General features: G+C 68.9%; 17 protein-coding genes. 6 read left to right on the top strand and 11 right to left on the bottom strand.

The window, feature by feature from the left end:
- Nucleotides 1-35 precede the first annotated feature (35 nt).
- Nucleotides 36-866, top strand: coding sequence for an alpha/beta fold hydrolase (locus QNI14_RS02615; protein WP_283714624.1), 831 nt, complete (start codon nt 36-38; stop codon nt 864-866).
- 9 nt (nt 867-875) lie between these two features.
- On the opposite strand, the gene QNI14_RS02610 is transcribed toward QNI14_RS02615, so the two are convergent.
- From QNI14_RS02610 to QNI14_RS14145, 7 genes are all read right to left on the bottom strand, one after another.
- Nucleotides 876-1,712: a hypothetical protein gene (locus QNI14_RS02610; RefSeq protein WP_283714623.1), complete on the bottom strand. Its 837-nt coding sequence runs from the start codon at nt 1,710-1,712 to the stop codon at nt 876-878.
- Between the two features lie 42 nt (nt 1,713-1,754).
- Nucleotides 1,755-3,080 carry a GNAT family N-acetyltransferase gene (locus tag QNI14_RS02605; RefSeq protein ID WP_283714622.1) on the bottom strand — a complete coding sequence of 442 codons (1,326 nt, stop codon included), beginning with the start codon at nt 3,078-3,080 and terminating at the stop codon, nt 1,755-1,757.
- Nucleotides 3,081-3,444: 364 nt separating this feature from the next.
- The gene (locus QNI14_RS02600) at nt 3,445-3,948 is read right to left on the bottom strand and encodes a rhodanese-like domain-containing protein (protein WP_283714621.1); all 504 of its coding nucleotides are present in this window, start codon (nt 3,946-3,948) and stop codon (nt 3,445-3,447) included.
- An 18-nt stretch (nt 3,949-3,966) separates the two neighbouring features.
- Nucleotides 3,967-5,376: an MBL fold metallo-hydrolase gene (locus QNI14_RS02595; protein WP_283714620.1), complete on the bottom strand. Its 1,410-nt coding sequence runs from the start codon at nt 5,374-5,376 to the stop codon at nt 3,967-3,969.
- Nucleotides 5,377-5,396: 20 nt separating this feature from the next.
- Nucleotides 5,397-5,516, bottom strand: coding sequence for a hypothetical protein (locus QNI14_RS14150; protein ID WP_488192547.1), 120 nt, complete (start codon nt 5,514-5,516; stop codon nt 5,397-5,399).
- An 11-nt stretch (nt 5,517-5,527) separates the two neighbouring features.
- The gene (locus tag QNI14_RS02590) at nt 5,528-5,896 is read right to left on the bottom strand and encodes a thioredoxin family protein (RefSeq protein ID WP_283714619.1); all 369 of its coding nucleotides are present in this window, start codon (nt 5,894-5,896) and stop codon (nt 5,528-5,530) included.
- A 5-nt stretch (nt 5,897-5,901) separates the two neighbouring features.
- Entirely contained in the window at nt 5,902-6,087 is a 186-nt protein-coding gene (locus QNI14_RS14145) for a hypothetical protein (protein ID WP_283714618.1), read from the bottom strand.
- Nucleotides 6,088-6,187: 100 nt separating this feature from the next.
- Here QNI14_RS14145 and QNI14_RS02580 point away from each other — a divergent pair, with 100 nt between their 5' ends.
- Together QNI14_RS02580 and QNI14_RS02575 are read left to right on the top strand one after the other, a co-directional pair.
- Nucleotides 6,188-6,481, top strand: coding sequence for a metal-sensitive transcriptional regulator (locus QNI14_RS02580; protein ID WP_194421521.1), 294 nt, complete (start codon nt 6,188-6,190; stop codon nt 6,479-6,481).
- Nucleotides 6,478-7,047 carry a MarR family transcriptional regulator gene (locus QNI14_RS02575; protein WP_283714617.1) on the top strand — a complete coding sequence of 190 codons (570 nt, stop codon included), beginning with the start codon at nt 6,478-6,480 and terminating at the stop codon, nt 7,045-7,047. Before QNI14_RS02580 ends, QNI14_RS02575 begins: the two co-directional genes overlap by 4 nt.
- 979 nt (nt 7,048-8,026) lie before the next feature.
- On the opposite strand, the gene QNI14_RS02570 is transcribed toward QNI14_RS02575, so the two are convergent.
- Together QNI14_RS02570 and mgrA are read right to left on the bottom strand one after the other, a co-directional pair.
- Nucleotides 8,027-8,923 carry a 4-(cytidine 5'-diphospho)-2-C-methyl-D-erythritol kinase gene (locus QNI14_RS02570; protein ID WP_283714616.1) on the bottom strand — a complete coding sequence of 299 codons (897 nt, stop codon included), beginning with the start codon at nt 8,921-8,923 and terminating at the stop codon, nt 8,027-8,029.
- Between the two features lie 26 nt (nt 8,924-8,949).
- Nucleotides 8,950-10,026: an L-glyceraldehyde 3-phosphate reductase gene (gene mgrA / locus QNI14_RS02565; RefSeq protein WP_283714615.1), complete on the bottom strand. Its 1,077-nt coding sequence runs from the start codon at nt 10,024-10,026 to the stop codon at nt 8,950-8,952.
- 86 nt (nt 10,027-10,112) lie between these two features.
- Between mgrA and QNI14_RS02560 the strand changes: the two genes are divergently transcribed.
- Nucleotides 10,113-11,687 carry a stealth family protein gene (locus tag QNI14_RS02560; protein ID WP_283714614.1) on the top strand — a complete coding sequence of 525 codons (1,575 nt, stop codon included), beginning with the start codon at nt 10,113-10,115 and terminating at the stop codon, nt 11,685-11,687.
- Here the strand turns inward: QNI14_RS02560 and QNI14_RS02555 are convergent.
- On the bottom strand, nt 11,641-12,549 hold the full coding sequence (locus QNI14_RS02555) for a phosphodiesterase (protein ID WP_283714613.1): 909 nt from the start codon (nt 12,547-12,549) through the stop codon (nt 11,641-11,643). The two genes, QNI14_RS02560 and QNI14_RS02555, sit on opposite strands and share 47 nt — an antisense overlap.
- 403 nt (nt 12,550-12,952) lie before the next feature.
- Nucleotides 12,953-13,792: a 16S rRNA (adenine(1518)-N(6)/adenine(1519)-N(6))-dimethyltransferase RsmA gene (rsmA, locus tag QNI14_RS02550; RefSeq protein ID WP_283714612.1), complete on the bottom strand. Its 840-nt coding sequence runs from the start codon at nt 13,790-13,792 to the stop codon at nt 12,953-12,955.
- Between the two features lie 149 nt (nt 13,793-13,941).
- Between rsmA and QNI14_RS02545 the strand changes: the two genes are divergently transcribed.
- Nucleotides 13,942-15,333 carry an HNH endonuclease signature motif containing protein gene (locus QNI14_RS02545; protein ID WP_283714611.1) on the top strand — a complete coding sequence of 464 codons (1,392 nt, stop codon included), beginning with the start codon at nt 13,942-13,944 and terminating at the stop codon, nt 15,331-15,333.
- A gap of 65 nt (nt 15,334-15,398) precedes the next feature.
- Nucleotides 15,399-16,298, top strand: coding sequence for a hypothetical protein (locus QNI14_RS02540; RefSeq protein WP_283714610.1), 900 nt, complete (start codon nt 15,399-15,401; stop codon nt 16,296-16,298).
- Nucleotides 16,299-16,304 lie beyond the last annotated feature (6 nt).

Genomic DNA, 16,304 nt, shown 5'->3' with positions numbered 1-16,304 from the left:
GGCCGGATGGGCGACGCCCGTGACAGGCTGGCCCCATGGGATACGACACCCTCGCGCTCCCGTTCGCCGTCACCGCGCTCGGCGACGCGCCGGGTCGCCCGGCGATCGTCCTCCCGGGTGGTCCGTGCCGAGACCCCGCCTACCTCGAATCGTTCGCCGAGGTGGGACGCGAGTTCCCGCTCGCCGTCCTCCACCCACGCGGCACGCCCCGAAGCGGTGGCCGGTCGCGCGGATGGTGGAACGATGCCGCGGATGTCATCGCACTCGCCGACGCGCTCGACATCGACGAGGTCGACCTCGTCGCCCATTCCGCCGGGACGCGACTCGCGCTCGCGACGGCGGCGCGATTCCCCGATCGCGTGCGATCGATGCTGCTCATCACACCGTCCGTGGCGTGGTTCGTGGAGACGCCGTCCGACGCCGCCGCGATGCTCGCGAATGTCCCGGATGCCGCCGTGCGCGACGCGTTCGCTGCACTCTCGGAGGAGCCACCCGCCACCGAAGCGGGGTTTCACGATCAGTTCCGCCGGCAGGCCCCCGCGACCTACGCGCAATGGGGCGAGACCGAACGCGCGCATGCGAACGTGGGTGGCGTGTCGCTGGAGGCCGCGACCGCGTGGTTCGAGAACATCCCCGACGACGTCGTCGACCGCATCACCGCGAGTCCGCGGCCCCGGACGCTCGTCATCGGCGGCGACCGAGACCTCCTGACCGGTGTGCAGCCGGTCCGCGACTACGCCGAGAAGCTCGACGCGGAGTTCGCCCTGATTTCGGACTGCGGCCATTACCCGTGGATCGAGCAGCCGACCGAGTTCCACAGGGTCGCCGCGTCATGGCTGCGGACGGTGCGCGCACACGAGGCGTAGATCCGCGCGTCAACCCGTGTGCTCGAAGACGCGGAGATCGTCACCCTGCAGAACGATCTGCACGGCGGTCCCGTCCGCGAACCGCGCCCGGAGTGCGCTCGGCGCGTTCTGGTCGACGATGAACTGGAGCGTCGCGGGGAAGGCGCCAGCGGCGCACCCGGTAAGTTGCATCCCGTCGATGCTGTAGCCACTCGATCCGTCGTCAGCGTCGGGTCCGAGGTACGGCTCAAGCGCAGCCGATTCGAGCGCCATGAGGCAATCGCTCTCGGAGTTCGCCGACCCGATGTATCGGAGCGCCGTGGACGTCATGATCGTCAATCCGCGATACGACCAAACACGATGCTCGTCATCGGACGGACCGAAGATCGCCGGCCACTCCAGACTCGGATCGGCCCGCACGGTGTCGGCGAGGACGGCCCCCGTCTCGACCGAGACTGCCGGCGCCGGGGCGAAAACCTGCATGCCGAGCGCACCGACGAGCATGCCGGCGACCGCTGCAGCAGCCACGAGCACACCGCGGCGACGCCAGAGCGGGGTGGACGCCGCGCGCTCGAAGACCTCCGCCCGGAACTCGCCCGCAGCCGATGCGCTCGGAGCAGGATCGTCCGTCGACTCCACGGCCGCAGCGGCCCGCTCTGACGCACCTGGGACCTCGTCGATGACGCCACCGACCGGCGGCGCCTCGACGGGTGACGGCGGCTTCGGCGGCGCTGTCACGACAGCACCCGCCTGGGCTCCCTCGAGGTACCGCAGCCGCGCGAGCGCTGCCGGGTCGACCGCGATGTCGGCATCCCGGCCGTAGGCGCGGGCGCGCAGTCGTTCGAGCTCCGCCGTCTCATCCCCCATACCTGGATCCTCGCACAGCCCCGGCGGCGGACCGCCGCGAGGTCAGTACCAGAAGCTCAGGCGCGGGGTGATGGTCGAGCCGAACACGCGGGCAATGCGGGCCGGGTCGTCGGCCTCGAGGCGACCGGCCTTCGCGAGCGTGACGGCCGAGACCCCACCGAGCAGCAGCGCCGAGAGCTCGGCCACACCGAGGCGCACCAGCGGCACGCCGACCGGGGCCTCGTCGACCACGTCGACGCCCGGCTCGTCGCCGGCGGACAGCACGAACACGCCCTCCGCGATGCCGAACGGGTCGCTCACCTCGAACGCCACCGTGTCGGTCACGTCGTACGACCGCGCCGACAGCGCCGTCGGCACATCGAGGATGCGCACGTACTGGTGGTCGCGCGAGGTGATCGTCGCCGCGCGCTGGTCGGCGATCATCCACCACAGCGGCTCGTCGAGCGACAGCTGGCCCGCGGTGACGGTGCCGATGAGATCCATCGACAGCACGAAGCGCCACAGCGCCGCGTACGCGGCATCCGTCGCGGCCAGGAGGAGATGGACGTCGACCGTCGACAGGGTGAAGTCGTCGTGGTTGTGGCCGACCGCGTAGATCACGAGGCCCTCGACCTCACCGGTCGCCGATGTGTACTGGGCGACCCGACGCTCGCCGGCCTTCTCGGCATCGGGACGAGTGCCGAAGAAGCGATCCCAGTGGCCGCCCGGCATGTCGATCTCGCCGGGCGACGTCACCCGGATGCGGTCGTGCAGCGCAGGGGCGAGCTCGCGACCCTGCTCGCGGGTCACGAAGTCGATGCGCCCCTCGGGCTCGGGACCGATCCACCTGGCACGGCGCGTGTCGATCTTCCAGTGCGCGGCGTGCGCGGCCGGGGCAAAGCCGAAGCGGCCGTAGATCGACGACTCGCTGACCGTCAGGACGGCGAGCGGGAAACCGAGCCCCGCAGCCGTGCGGAGCTCTCCCGCCATGATGCTGCGGAGCAGCCCGCGACGGCGGTGCGTCGGCGCGACCGTCACCGAGCTGATCGCGCACGCCGGGACCGTCGTGCCGCCGGGAACCGTGAGGTCGGCGCCCCACGACCCGAATGTGGCCACCGGAACCGCGGCATCCGGTCCGGTCGCGTCGGTCACACCGAGCTTGCGGCGGTAGACCGCACGCTCGAAGAACGCCTCGTAATCCTTCTCGCCCCGCTCGGGGTCGAGGAACCCGCGCGACACCGCGTCGAGCCAGCGATCGGTGCCGGTGCGGTCGTCGTCAGCGACGCGATGGATGCCGAGTGCCTGACCCTCGATCGACGCGCGGAGGTCTGCGTCGATGGGTGCGGAGTGGAAGTCGTGGGCGAGGTTCGGGCGGTGGAGCTCGGTCATGCTTCCAGGCTACGACCGCACCCGGTCAGGCCTCGCGCAAACCGCGCTCGAAGCGGCGCACAGCCACCGTGAAGAACGCGGCGTGTAGGGCTGCCATGCCGGTCCACGGTGCCCAGCGGACATTTCCCGAAAGCGAGCCTCGTCGTCGCGCGGATGCGTGGACATCTCTCGACAGTTCCTACACGACCGGCGGCCGCCGAAAACGATCGTTTACGGCAGGCCGGCGGGGCCATAAATTGAGCAGTCCGGGCGGGCCGTGGGGGCGACCCGCCCGGACTATGCATCGCGAGACGAGCTCAAGCGACGCGGGGGGCGCGCGAGGCGCGCGGGGGTACGCGCTCGCGGGGGGACGAGCGCGTACGTTTTAGGGCTGGACGATGGGGAGTCCCGTCGCATTGGCAGCGTCTTCGAGAGAGCCGAGGTTGCGGAGGTCGGTGAAGCCGGCTTGCTTCATCACATCGATTGCGGCACCTGCGCGGTTACCCGACCGACAGTAGATGAGGTAGGCGGCTTCCGGGTCGAGGTCGGGCAGCGCAGCTTGCAGCTCGCCTGCGGTGACATCCAGCAGGAGAGCGCCGTCGAGGTGTCCACTGGCGTGCTCGGCGGGGGTGCGCACGTCGATGATGACCGCACTGGGGTCGACGTCGTTCTGCGGTGCGGATGTGCCGGCGCAGGACGTGAGGGTGATCGCGGCGATGACGGTGAGGGTGGTGAGGGCGAGGCGGCGCATGTGCGTCCTTGCTTCTCTCGTTCCGATGCCGAGGACGAGGGTGAAGATTGGGACTGTGAGGATGGAGCCCCCGCCGCCGAGCAGCCCGAGTGCGACACCGACCAGGACCGCGAGGGTCATGGCGATGGATGTGTTCACTCGAGCTCCCCGGCTTCATCAGGCCGGGGCGGTCTGAGGTGCGGTGGCTGCGACCCAGGCGTTGTAGCTGCCTTCGATTTCAATGACGTCGTGCCCGGCGCGGCGGAGGGCGCTGGCGACGACGCTGTTGCGGACGCCGCTCTGGCAGTAGGTCAGAATCTTCCCGGCAGGCAGTTCGTCGGCGTGCCAGAGTGCTCGGCCTCCGGAGAGCTGCACGGCGTTGGGGATGTGTCCGGCGTTGTATTCGGTGCGGTTGCGGACGTCGAGGAGAAGCGCCGCGTCGACCTGGTAAAGGTCGGTCGGGGCGATCGTCTTGGGCTGCACCGTGGGGAGGCCTTCGAGGGTGGTGGTGAACCCGTCGACCTGGTCGATGCCGACGCGCAGCAGGTGGTCCCGGAACTGGGCGGCGGTGTTCGCTGAGTCGATGAGCAACACGAGCGGGCGGGTTTCGGACTCGGGGTTGTAGACCCACGCGCCGTAGCTGGCTGCCTTCGCGACCCCGGGGACGTTCAGCGCGCCCGGCACGGTGCCCTCGTGGACAAGGGAGTGGTGGCGCGTGTCGACCACGATCACCCGGTCGGCCTCGATGTCGGCGCGAAGCTTGGGCGCGGAGTATTCGGTGAGCGGGGCGAGGTGGCCGCGCAGGGCCGGGCCGACACGGTTCTGCCGCTTCATGCGCGCGAAGTACGCGTGCGCGTCAGGTTGATCGTTCAGCAGCGTGTCGATGAAGCCCTGCTCGTCGCCGGCCTCGAGATAGGGCGCCCACCACGCGAAGCGGCGTTCGTAGCCGACGGTCGAGCTGGGGACGGCGCCGAGGGCTTTGCCGCACGCAGATCCTGAGCCGTGAGCCGGGAGAACCTGCACATAGTCGGGCAGGGTGAGGAACTGGTCGCGCAGGCTGGCGAACAGGTCGCTCGCACCGTCGAACCGGGTGTCGACACCGCCGGCGGCCTCATCGAGCAGGTCGGGACGTCCGACGTCACCGACGAACACGAAGTCTCCCGTGAGGACGTAGCCCGGCTCGGAGGAGGCGGCGCCGTCGGTGATGAGGAAGGACAGGTGCTCGGGTGTGTGCCCGGGAGTGTGGACCGCCTCAACGGTGATGTTCCCGATGGCGATGCGGTGGCCGTGCATCATCCGGGTGGCGTCTTGGAACCCGGAGCCGTACTGCCAGTCAGGGCCACCTTCGCCGGAGACGTACATCGTCGCTCCGGTGCGGGCCGCGAGCTCGCGGGTGCCGGAGAGGTAGTCCGCGTGGATATGGGTTTCGGTGACCGCGGTGATGGTCATGCCGTTCTTCGCGGCGAGGTCTAAGTAGACCTGCACGTCACGGCGCGGGTCGACGACGATCGCTTCACCGGTGCGCTGGCAGCCGATGACGTAGCTGGCGTGGGCGAGGTCGTCGTCATAGAGACGTTCGAGGAGCATGGGTCTGCTTTCGGTCGCTGTCAGTGAGCGCAGCTGCAGCGCTCGTCGTTGGGGATGCCCGCGAGGGCTTGTTCGATGTGCTGTCCGCAGCCGGCCCAGGTGGGCTTACCGCAGGTTGAGCAGGTGATCTGTGCACACATAGGGGGGTCTTTCAGGCGGCGGTGGGAGATTCGGCGATCTGCCGGCGCACGTCATCCATGTCGAGCTCGCGGGCCTTGCTGATCAGGAGCTCGAGCTGAGGTTCGGGGAGAGCGCCGGGCTGCTTGTAAACCAAGACGCCGTCACGGATGACCATGAGCGTGGGAATGGAGGTGATGCGGTTCGCCGTGGCGAGCCCGACTTCCGCTTCGGTGTCGACCTTCGCAAAGACGACGTCGGGGTGGCGTTCCGACGCGGCTTCGAACACGGGGGCGAACGCCCGGCAGGGCCCGCACCAGGCCGCCCAGAAGTCGACGAGGACGATGCCTTCGCCCCCAACCGCGCCGCCGAAGGTCTCGCCGGTCAGATCGATCGTTGCCATGCCCGTCACTTCCCGAACAGGCGGGAGAAGAACCCACCACGCTGCGACTGCGCGGCCTGAACCTCGCCGCGGGTGTGGTTGCCGTTGCACCACTCCGATGCGGGCACGCTCTTGCGGACGGCTGCGACATGCTGTCCGCATCCAGCCCACGTCGTCTTCCCGCAGGTCCGGCACTTCGTTGGTCTGCACATGTGATCCTCAATCTGTAATACCCCTGGGGGTATTGGGCGGGGGTGGACTCAGCATACCCCCGGGGGTATCGTGATTGTCAACTCCACGGAAGGAACGAGAATGAGCGCGACCGAGATCACCACTGAGCCGTTCGCCCACGACGCCGAGGCCAAGCGGAAGGTGGTCAACCGTCTCAAGCGCGCTCAGGGCCAGCTCGCAGCGGTCATCACTGCCGTGGAGAGCGACGCGCACTGCCGTGACGTCGTGCAGCAGCTCGCCGCCGTCTCCAAAGCCCTCGACCGGGCGGGCTTCCTCGTCATCTCGACGGCGCTTCGCGACTGCATGACCGATCCCGATGCCGACGGCGTCAGCACCCCGGACGAGCTCGAGAAGCTCTTCCTATCCCTGGCATGACCGACGCCAGACCCCTCGACCCCGAGGCCACGCAACCCGTCACGGCCAGCGCAGCGACAAGAGACAGTGCGGCGCCGGCCCCCGCGCTACCGCGCGCCTACTGGCAGGACGAGATCTCCGAGCAGAAAGCCCTTGCCCGCCAGACCCTGCAAGCGTTGCGCACCTACCGGGCCGCGGAGGTCGCGATGCGCCGACGCACGCGAGAAGCGATGTCGATGACCGAGGACGAGATGCTCGCTCTGCGCTTCCTCCTCCGCCGTGCGGATCGAACCGCACGACCCGCCGAGCTCGCCCACTACCTCGGCATCACGACCGCCGACACGAACGCGCTCGCGGACAAGCTACAGCGAGACGGACGCGTCGAACGCGTCGCCGGCTTCGCGATCGACCGCAGCGCATCGATCCGTGCCACCGAGTCGGCCGATGCCGAGGTCCGGGACACACTGAACGGCATGCACCTCCGCATGTACGCCGCCGCGATGAAACTCACCCCAAGCCAACACCGGCACGTCACCGGCTTTCTCGCCGCAATGACAGATGCAATCGACTCCGTAGACGCTCAGTAGACATTTACCCTCGCGAGCAGCCAAAAGACACGCCGAAAACGTCCACCGCAAGACGGTTTTGATCCACGTTTCCGGTGGACGTTGTGACGCACTCCGCGCGACTCAGTCAAAAACGATCAGTTTCGAGCTATTGCGGAAACCTACAAGGCTCCGCGTCGCGCCTGCGGCCGCGGGCCGCGTATCCTCCACGAGTGGTTGACTTACGGAATAGCGCAACGCTTCCGCGGAGCGTGCTTGTCGGCGGCCTTACTGGTGAGGATCTTAAGGATCGCCTCACCGCGGCGGGCGTCCGGCTCAACCCCTATGCCGAGATGTTCTTGGCTGCGGCAACGAGCGGGGACACCTCGGAACCCGAAGCCGTGTTCGTTGCAACGCGATCGGTCCGCGAGCTCGACCTGCCCGAAGGCGGGACTCTCCCGGAGATCTTTGAGCAGGCAACCTCACACGGATTAGACCTCTGCCCTCCTGCCACGGCGGCATATTTGCGGCTCGTCACCCAGGATCAGGCAACCGCCCCCGACAGTGTTCTGAGTACCGGACGTGCGCCGACGGGATCGCACACAGTCGCTTCCCCTCGCCTCCGAGAGGATCATGAGTTTCCCGCGGGCATGTACCTCCGAGTCATCGACGGCGATGTGTGGCTCCGCGGGTACCGATGTGACGACGAACACGTGTGGTCCGCAGACGACACGTTCATCTTTCGCACAGCTGGCCGGACGTCCCGAAACGCTGGCCCGAAACTAGTCGTCCCGTAACCACGTTTCGATACGGAACACAGTTTCGGCAGCGGTCGCCAGAACGACACATCGACTTCCCAAAACCGATCGTTTTCGGCACGAGCGGCATCCTGGTTGCCCGACGCCGTGGTTGACGACGAGTGGCCGGGCTTCTCCCCCACCTGTGAGCGCTGCCTGTTGCAGCTGCAGCCGTCGTGGTCGCCGCCGACTCCCCCGGTGTGGTCACCGACGCGGAGCGAACGTCAGACCAGTCGCGCGCCCGGCACCGGCCCGTGCACGTGCACCGCGTGGAGGCCCGCGTCGCCGAGGCGTGCGGCGAGGGAGCGGCCTGCCTCATCGTCCTGCGCAAGCAGCGCGACGGTCGGTCCCGACCCCGACACGAGCGCGCCGAGCGCGCCCTCGCGGATCCCTGCAGCGAGCACGCCCGACAGGGAGGGCATGAGGGTCGTCGCTGCGAGCTCCAGGTCGTTGCGGATCGCGGCGCCGAGGTCGGCGGCATCCCCAGACCGAAGCGCACGCAGCACCGCCGGATCGACGGCGGGCGCCGCCCGATCGGGTGTGATGTCGGCCTCGGCGCGCAACCGGTCGAGCTCCCGGTACACGTCCGGCGTCGACAGCCCGCCGTCGCTGCGCACGAGCACCCAGTCGAACCGGCCGCGCGCGAGCGCCGGGGCGAGCTCGTCGCCGCGACCGGTGCCGACCGCGGTGCCGCCGAGCAACGCGAACGGTACGTCCGCGCCGAGTTGCGCACCCAGCTCCTGCAGCTCCGCGCTCGAGAGCCCCGCGCCGATGAGCTCGTTCACGGCGACCAGTGCCGCCGCGGCATCCGCCGACCCACCGCCCATACCGCCGGCCACCGGCACACCCTTGTGGATGTCCAGGTGGATGCCGCCGTCCCAGTCGGCCGCCCGAGTGACGAGCTGCGCGGCACGCACGGCGAGGTTCCGGCCGTCGAGGGGCACCGTCGACACGTCGACGTCACCACTCACCCCGATCGTGAAGTCGTCGCCGTGCGTCGCCCACACGTCCTCGTACAGCGAGACCGCCTGGTAGAGCGAAGCGACCTCGTGATACCCGTCGTCGCCGGCGTCGCCGACCTCGAAGAAGAGGTTCAGCTTGCCCGGGGCACGCACGTGCACCCGGCGATGGGCATCGTAGACAAGACTCACGCGTCCGACGACTCCGCCCACAGGTTCACGTCGATCGCACCCGAGAGCTCGTCGATGCGTGCCAGCTCGTCGTCGTCGAACGGCGCGCCGGCAGTCGCGGCGAGGTTCTGGTCGAGCTGCGCCGGGCTCGACGCGCCGATGAGCGCGGACGTGACGACCTCGTCGCGGAGGATCCATTGGATCGCCATCTGCGCGAGCGTCTGGCCGCGATCGCGGGCGATCTGGTTCAGGGCCCGCAGCGTGTCGAGCGCCGTCTCGCTGAGCTTGCCGTCGGGCAGCGAGAAGCGGCTCTGCGAGCGGTCGCCGGTGCCGTCACCGAGGTACTTGTCGGTGAGCAGCCCCTGCGCGAGCGGGGTGAATGCGATCGCGCCCATGCCCGCCGTGCGGAGCGTGTCGGTGAGGCCGTCCTCGATCCAGCGGTTCAGGATCGAGTACGACGGCTGGTGGATGACGAGCGGCGTGCCCAGCTCGGTGGCGACCGCCACGGCCTCGGCGGTGCGCTCGGCGCTGTATGACGAGACGCCGACGTAGAGCGCCTTGCCCTGACGCACCAGCGTGTCGAGCGCGGCGACCGTCTCCTCGATCGGCGTCAGCGGGTCAACGCGGTGCGAGTAGAAGATGTCGACGTAGTCGACACTCATGCGCTTGAGAGACTGCTCGGCGCTCGCGATGAGGTACTTGCGCGAGCCGTTGTTGCCGTAGGGGCCGGGCCACATGTCGTAGCCGGCCTTCGAAGAGATGATCAACTCGTCGCGGTACGGCGCGAAGTCCTCGCGCATCATTCGGCCGAAGTTGGTCTCGGCGGTGCCGAACGGCGGGCCGTAGTTGTTCGCGAGGTCGAAGTGCGTGATGCCGTTGTCGAACGCGTGGCGGAGCACCTCACGCTGGTTCTGGAACGGCACGTTGTCGCCGAAGTTCCACCACAGCCCCAGCGAGATCGCGGGCAGCCACAGGCCGCTCGTGCCGACCTGACGGAATGCGCCACCCTCGTACCGATCGGATGCCGCCTGGTATGGCCGGTGGGTATCGCCGTTCCGCGACGCTGGGAAACGCTCGGCGTAGTCGATGCTCATGCCCCCAGGCTATCGATTCGCGCACCACGAAATCCGCACGAAACGAACCCCGCCTATCGTGAGTCGATCAAGCACCAGGAGGACCCATGCCCCGCATGACTGCACTGCCGCAGGACGGCACTTCGTGGAGCGGATTCCTGGAACGCAGCGACATCGTCCTGCACGGCGGGATCCTGCACCTCCGCCACGACGACACGACACCCGAGCAGGCGCGCATCGCCGACCTGCTGCTCGTCGCGGACGCGCTCGACGCCGACGGCATCCACCATCTCCTGCTGCGTCACGATGGCGCGGCCCCCGCACTGGCGGTCGACCTCGCCGACCGGGCCCGCGCCTTCCGGGCGCTGACCCGCATCGCGGCGACCGAGCCGCTGTACGTGAAGCCGAAGGGCGGCACCACGGTGCCACTCACCGACTACCGGCACAGTGCGACCGGCCCGTCGTCGGTGCGCGTGTTCCGCCCGCGGCTCGCCGGTGGACTGCGCTACGGCGCGGGACTCGCCGCGCGACTCGAGTTCTGGCGGTTCGGCGAAGAGGTCGTCGAAGCGCCCCTCGCGAACGCGCTCACTCGACGAGCGATCCCCGTGGAGGACCTCGAGCGGACGACCGTCGAACGGTACGGACGTGCGTGGGAGACGCTGCGCGGCATGTTCGACCCGCACCCGGGCGAAATCACGCACGACATCGACATGGTGTTCTCGTGGGTCGACGGATCGTCGACCGACTTCCAGCGCCAGCGCGCTGCGCGGATGTCAGAGTACGTGGTCGGCGAGGGCGACGACGGGCCCGCCCGGTTCCGTCACGTCGACGAGCTGCGCTACGCGCTGCGGAGCGTACACATGTACGCGCCGTGGGTGCGCCGCATCTTCATCGCGACCGATTCCCCCGCGCCCGCATGGCTGCTCGATCACCCCAAAGTGACGATCGTGCGCAGCGAAGAGTTCTTCGCCGACACCTCGGTGCTACCGACGCACAACTCCCACGCGGTCGAAGCGCAGCTGCACCGCATCGACGGGCTCGCAGAGCACTTCCTCTACTCGAACGACGACATGTTCTTCGGCCGTTCGGTGTCGCCCGACCTGTTCTTCTCCCCCGGTGGTGTCTCGTCGTTCGTCGAGTGCGAGATCCGCATCGGCACCGGGCCGAATCGTACGGCGCGCAGCGGCCACGACAACGCGCTCCGAAACAACCGCGCACTCCTCTCTGAGCGCTTCGGCCGCACGATCGTGCGCGACCTCGAGCACTGCGCGGCGCCACTGCGTCGGAGCATCATGTTCGAGCTCGAGCAGGAGTTCCCGGAGCAGATCGCAAGCACCGCGGCATCCCGGTTCCGATCGGCGACCGACGTGTCGGTGACCAACTGCCTCTACCACTACTACGCGCAGTTCACCGGGCGCGCGATCGCGTCGACCGCGCCGCGGGTGCGCTACTTCCAGACGACGCAGGCCGCGTCGCTGCGCCGGATGGAGCGGCTCGCCGATCGCACCGACGTCGACATGTTCTGCCTCAACGACGGCGGCGACCACGAGGTGCCGGAACCGGTGCGCGTGCGCGCGGTCACGGGACTGCTGGAGCGGCTGTTCCCGATCCGGGCGCCGTGGGAGAACCCCGCGGTCAGTGCAGCGCCGGCTGCCGAGCCGCTCGCGTCGTCGCACCGCTGATGCCGGCGCCCGCGAGGCGTCGCTGCGCCTCGTCGGCGTCGATGTACTCGAGGGTGCGCGCCGCGTCGAGCGGCACGACGGAGTGGACGACCGTCTCGTCGTAGACGTGCACGAGGTTGTACGAGCGGGCACCGTCCTGCGGGCGTGTGCCGCCGACGGGGACCGTCAGGTCTTGCGCATAGCAGGTGGACGATGCGACCGACACCGGGATGCCGGCGAACGTCGCGAACGTCGAGTAGTGCAGGTGCCCGGCGATGATGGCGCGCACGTCGGTGCCGCGGAGGACGTCGGCGAGGCGTCGCTGGTCGCGCAGCTCTACGCTCGAGGCGAGCGGGAGCACGCTCGGCACGGGCGGGTGGTGCATCGCAAGGATGGTGCCGAGCGGCGCGGGGGTAGCGAGCACGTCGCGGAGCCATGCCAGCTGCGCGTCGGCGACCTCGCCGTGGTGGGCGCCGGGGACGGTCGAGTCGAGCGTCACGATGCGCAAGCCGTCGAGCTCGTCGACGCGGTCGTAGGGGGCGAAGGGGTCGCCGGTCGTCTCGTCGAGCAGACGGGCGCGGAACTCGGGCCGAGCGTCGTGGTTGCCCATGACCCAGAGCAGCTTCGCGCCGATGCGCTCGGCGAACGGCTCGACGAGTTCGCGGAGCAGGTCGTACGCCGCCGCTTCGCCGAGGTCGACGAGGTCGCCGGTGAACACGACGGCGTCGGGAGCCAGGCCGCTCGCCTCGATCGCGTCGAGCGCGGTCGTCAGCGAGGCGTGGCCGTCGACGGTGTCGAACAGCTTGGGCCCGGGTGCGCGGAGGTGGGTGTCGCTGATGTGCAGCACGATCCGTTCGGCGGCCGGGTGCTCGGCGCGGCGCATGGTCGTTCCCTTTCGACGGTGGTGCTCGGGTGGTACCTGTCGGGTGGTGCTCGGTGATGCTCGGGTGGTGCTGGTGGAAATGTTACAGGCATGTTTCGTGAACGCGTGCGGAACGAAGCGCGAACGCGCGGGGCGGCATCCGTTCGGGAGGACTCAGGGCCCTGACACCTTCGTTTTCGTCATGTGACTTCCGGTTCACACAGCGATGAGGCGCGTGTGAGCCGGGGTGCTGAGGAGATGCGGCCGCCTGAGGAGCGAGCGCGCAGGTTCAGCCCTCAAGAGACGACATTTCCGCAGGAACGCGACGCTGGTGGGGTGGTCGGACGAGCGGATGCCGCGGGCGCGACGCCCGGGCGAGCGGAAGCTCAGGACGGATGGACGCCGTCGTCCGGATGCCGCGGGGTCAGACGCGTGCGATGCGGACGTAGTCCTCGATCGTGAGATCCTCGCCGCGCGCCGTCGGCGGAACACCGGCCTGCTCGAGGACCGCACTCGCGGTGCCCGACGACCCGCCGAAGAGCCCCGACAGCGCCTGGCGCAGCATCTTCCGGCGCTGCTGGAACGCGGCATCCACGATGTGGAAGGTGCGACGACGGAGCTCTTCACTCCCCCGCGGGGTCGCGTCGCGCTCGAAGCCGACGAGCAGGCTGTCGACGTTCGGGACCGGCCAGAACACCTGGCGCGAGACGGTGCCGGCGAGGCGCCACGGGCCGTACCAGGCGGCCTTGACGCTGGGGGCGCCGTAGATCTTCGATCCCGGCGGGGCGGCGAGGCGCTCGGCGACCTCGGCCTGCACCATGACAACGCCGCGTTCGATGCCCGGGAACGTCTCCATGAAGTGGAGGAGCACCGGCACGCTGACGTTGTACGGGAGGTTCGCGACGAGCACGTTCGGATCGCCGGGGAGCTCGGTGACGCGGAGTGCATCGGCGGGGACGACGGTGAGCGCGCCGTCCGGCACGCCGTGGGCAGCGGCGGTCGTCGGCAGGTGCGCGGCGAGGCGGTGGTCGATCTCGACGGCCGTGACGGGTGCGCCGGTCTCGAGGATCGCGAGGGTCAGCGATCCGAGGCCCGGCCCGACCTCGACGACACGGTCGGCGGCGGTGACCTTCGCGGCCGTAACGATCTTGCGGACCGTGTTCGCGTCGACGACGAAGTTCTGCCCGAGCTTCTTGGTCGGGGTCACGTCGAGGTCGGCGGCGAGCGCACGGATCTCGGCGGCGCCGAGCAAGGTCACGGGCATGGTGTCCAGCCTAGTTGGGGCGGGTCTCGAAGCCAGATCTCTCCCGCGCGCACACATGAGATAAACCTCATCCGCGAACCTGGTTTTTCGGCGTTGGATCGGCCCTTTTTCAGCGATCAATGTCGGACCCCCTCGGCAGAATTGGGGGTATGGACCTCCTCCGACAGCCGCTTCGCGACCTGCAGACGCAGGTTGCGACGGTCGTCGCGCGGAGCGACGCCGAGCGGTGGCTCGAGCGGGCAACGGAGACCGAACTCGCACAGCAGCTGTCCGCCGTCGGCGACCTGCAGCGGCTCGTCGAGGCTCTGCTCGTGGACGCGGTCGGCGAGGTGACGCGACGGTCGGAGCAGCCGGTGCGCGACGAGCGGATGACGTCCCATCTCGGATGCCGCGACGTCACCGAACTCGTCGAGCAGCTCACCCGTGTCGATGCTCGGAGCGCGGCCCGGTTGCAGCGCGCCGCGACCGCGGTGCGGCCGGCGGTGTCGGAGATCACCGGTGAGCGGTGCGCGGCGTCGTACCCGGAGGTCCGCACCGCGATGGTCGACGGGGTGCTCGGTGTCGACGGCGTGCTCGCCATCACGGAACCGCTCCGGACCACCTCGCCGCGTGTGCCCGACGACACCCGTCGCGACGCGGCCGCCGTCGTCGTGGCCGAAGCGCGCGGCGAAGGACCCGATGGCGCGCCGCCCGCGTGCGCGGCGCTGCTGAAGATCCACGCGCAGACGTGGGCGGTCGCACTCGATCAAGACGGTGCCGAGCCCCGCGAGCGTGCCGCCGAGCGGAAGCGGTCGGTCGTCCTCGGCGCCGCGACGCCGCACGGTGTGCCGATGCGCGGGATGTTGCTCCCCGACGTCGCCGCGCAACTGCAGACGATCTTCGATGCGCAGCTCTCCCCCAAGGTCGCATTCGTCCCCGACGACGATCCCTCCCTGGACGCGCCTCGCGACGACCGGTCGCGCGCGCAGCGGCAGCACGACGCGCTCGCGGCGGCGCTGGGCGCCGCGGCATCCAGTGGCCTGCTGCCCACGCTCGGCGGGCACGCGCCGACGCTGGTCGTGCAGGCGACCGAAGAGGACTTGGCGTCCGGCCACGGGTACGCGCACGCGCAGGGGTGCGACGAGCCGATCTCGATCGCCGTGGCGCGGCACATCGCGTGCGCCGGCGCGATCCAGCGCGTGACGAGTCGCGACGGCCGGATCATCTCGATCGGGAACGAGGAGCGGGTCTTCAACCGGCATCAGCGCCGCGCGATCGCGCTCCGCGACGGCGGCTGCATCATCCCCGGGTGCGGCACCCCTGCCGCGTGGTGCGAGATCCACCACGTCGTCGAGCACGCCGTCGGCGGACCCACCCACACCGACAACGGGGTGCTGTTGTGTTGGTTCCACCACCGATTCCTCGACAAGATCGGCTGGCGGATCCGGATGAATCGCGGCGTCCCCGAAGTGATGGCACCGGTCTGGTTCGACACCTCGATGACCTGGTGCGCGGTGACGACGTCGCCCGTGCGGTTGCGGTCCGCGGTTCGGCGGACGTGATGGTCTCGTTACTCCCACCTGTGCGAGATCCTCGCCGTGTCGGAGGCTGATGGCAACCTCGCGTCATGCGAGCAACCCCAGAATCGATCTCCGACGCGGATGAGGCGCGCGCAGCCGAACTGCTCCTCGAACGCTTGTCGTACGTTGACCTAGTACTCGACCGTCACGCGGCGATATCTGCGCGAACCCCAGCAGCGTGGTCGCAACTCGGTTCGGACGACGCCGCCACAAGCTGGCTCCAAGTGAGCCACCAAATCATGACCATTCTTGGCATGATCGCCGATAACCTGCGAGTCGCACGCGAGATGCTCGTCCAGGGCGATCAGATGGCCGTGCCCATGTACGGCCACTACCCCGTTATCCGCTCAATCATCGAAGCCGCGGCGCTCGTGACGTGGATCGCTGAACCGGACGAGCAGCGTGAACGTCTTCGTCGGTCGCTGAGCGCACGTGTAGAAGATCTCGCCGAGGACAAAGCTCTTCACGAGGAGGCGCTGAAAGCCGCCGCACTTCACGGTGGGCTCGATGTCGATCAAATCAAGAAGGGGGATTCAGCGTTCAAGGAGGGCGACGCGAAGGCGCGACGGCTGATCCGAGGAATCTGCGCTCAGCACGACATCCCGTGGTCGAGCGTCGCGCAGGGGCTGCCCGGCTACGCCCGCATCATTCGTGCCGTCCCGCACCCGGAGGATGTGCCAGGGAATTACGCAGCGAGCATCTGGAGGATCATTAGCGGCCTCAGCCATCCTTCTGCAAGCAGAGCAACCAGATACTCGGCCGTGGAAGTGCTCGGCGAAGCTCGAGAGGGCATTCTGAACGCCCGACTGTCGGCGTCCGTTCAATGGACTCACGCAGCGATGTTGATGGCGATATCGCTTTCGCTCGAGGCGCTGTCGACGGTGGAGCGTCGCCTCGATACCCGGCAACCGCGACGTACGTCCGCGTTCGGGAGCATCACGATTTGAGAACGC

Origin of the sequence: Microbacterium dauci (assembly GCF_030065535.1) — a bacterium.
Taxonomy (GTDB): Bacteria; Actinomycetota; Actinomycetes; order Actinomycetales; family Microbacteriaceae; genus Microbacterium; species Microbacterium dauci.
The sequence above is the reverse complement of the archived record's forward strand: the minus strand, read 5'-3'. Positions and strand labels throughout refer to the sequence as shown.

What these genes read in the sequence shown, in the direction of transcription:
- QNI14_RS02615 (WP_283714624.1), top strand. Translation starts at nt 36, where the DNA reads ATGGGATACGACACCCTCGCGCTCCCGTTCGCCGTCACCGCGCTCGGC.
- QNI14_RS02610 (WP_283714623.1), bottom strand. Translation starts at nt 1,712, where the DNA reads ATGGGGGATGAGACGGCGGAGCTCGAACGACTGCGCGCCCGCGCCTAC.
- QNI14_RS02605 (WP_283714622.1), bottom strand. Translation starts at nt 3,080, where the DNA reads ATGACCGAGCTCCACCGCCCGAACCTCGCCCACGACTTCCACTCCGCA.
- QNI14_RS02595 (WP_283714620.1), bottom strand. Translation starts at nt 5,376, where the DNA reads ATGCTCCTCGAACGTCTCTATGACGACGACCTCGCCCACGCCAGCTAC.
- QNI14_RS14150 (WP_488192547.1), bottom strand. Translation starts at nt 5,516, where the DNA reads ATGTGTGCACAGATCACCTGCTCAACCTGCGGTAAGCCCACCTGGGCC.
- QNI14_RS02590 (WP_283714619.1), bottom strand. Translation starts at nt 5,896, where the DNA reads ATGGCAACGATCGATCTGACCGGCGAGACCTTCGGCGGCGCGGTTGGG.
- QNI14_RS14145 (WP_283714618.1), bottom strand. Translation starts at nt 6,087, where the DNA reads ATGTGCAGACCAACGAAGTGCCGGACCTGCGGGAAGACGACGTGGGCT.
- QNI14_RS02580 (WP_194421521.1), top strand. Translation starts at nt 6,188, where the DNA reads ATGAGCGCGACCGAGATCACCACTGAGCCGTTCGCCCACGACGCCGAG.
- QNI14_RS02575 (WP_283714617.1), top strand. Translation starts at nt 6,478, where the DNA reads ATGACCGACGCCAGACCCCTCGACCCCGAGGCCACGCAACCCGTCACG.
- mgrA (WP_283714615.1), bottom strand. Translation starts at nt 10,026, where the DNA reads ATGAGCATCGACTACGCCGAGCGTTTCCCAGCGTCGCGGAACGGCGAT.
- QNI14_RS02560 (WP_283714614.1), top strand. Translation starts at nt 10,113, where the DNA reads ATGCCCCGCATGACTGCACTGCCGCAGGACGGCACTTCGTGGAGCGGA.
- QNI14_RS02555 (WP_283714613.1), bottom strand. Translation starts at nt 12,549, where the DNA reads ATGCGCCGCGCCGAGCACCCGGCCGCCGAACGGATCGTGCTGCACATC.
- rsmA (WP_283714612.1), bottom strand. Translation starts at nt 13,792, where the DNA reads ATGCCCGTGACCTTGCTCGGCGCCGCCGAGATCCGTGCGCTCGCCGCC.
- QNI14_RS02545 (WP_283714611.1), top strand. Translation starts at nt 13,942, where the DNA reads ATGGACCTCCTCCGACAGCCGCTTCGCGACCTGCAGACGCAGGTTGCG.
- QNI14_RS02540 (WP_283714610.1), top strand. Translation starts at nt 15,399, where the DNA reads ATGCGAGCAACCCCAGAATCGATCTCCGACGCGGATGAGGCGCGCGCA.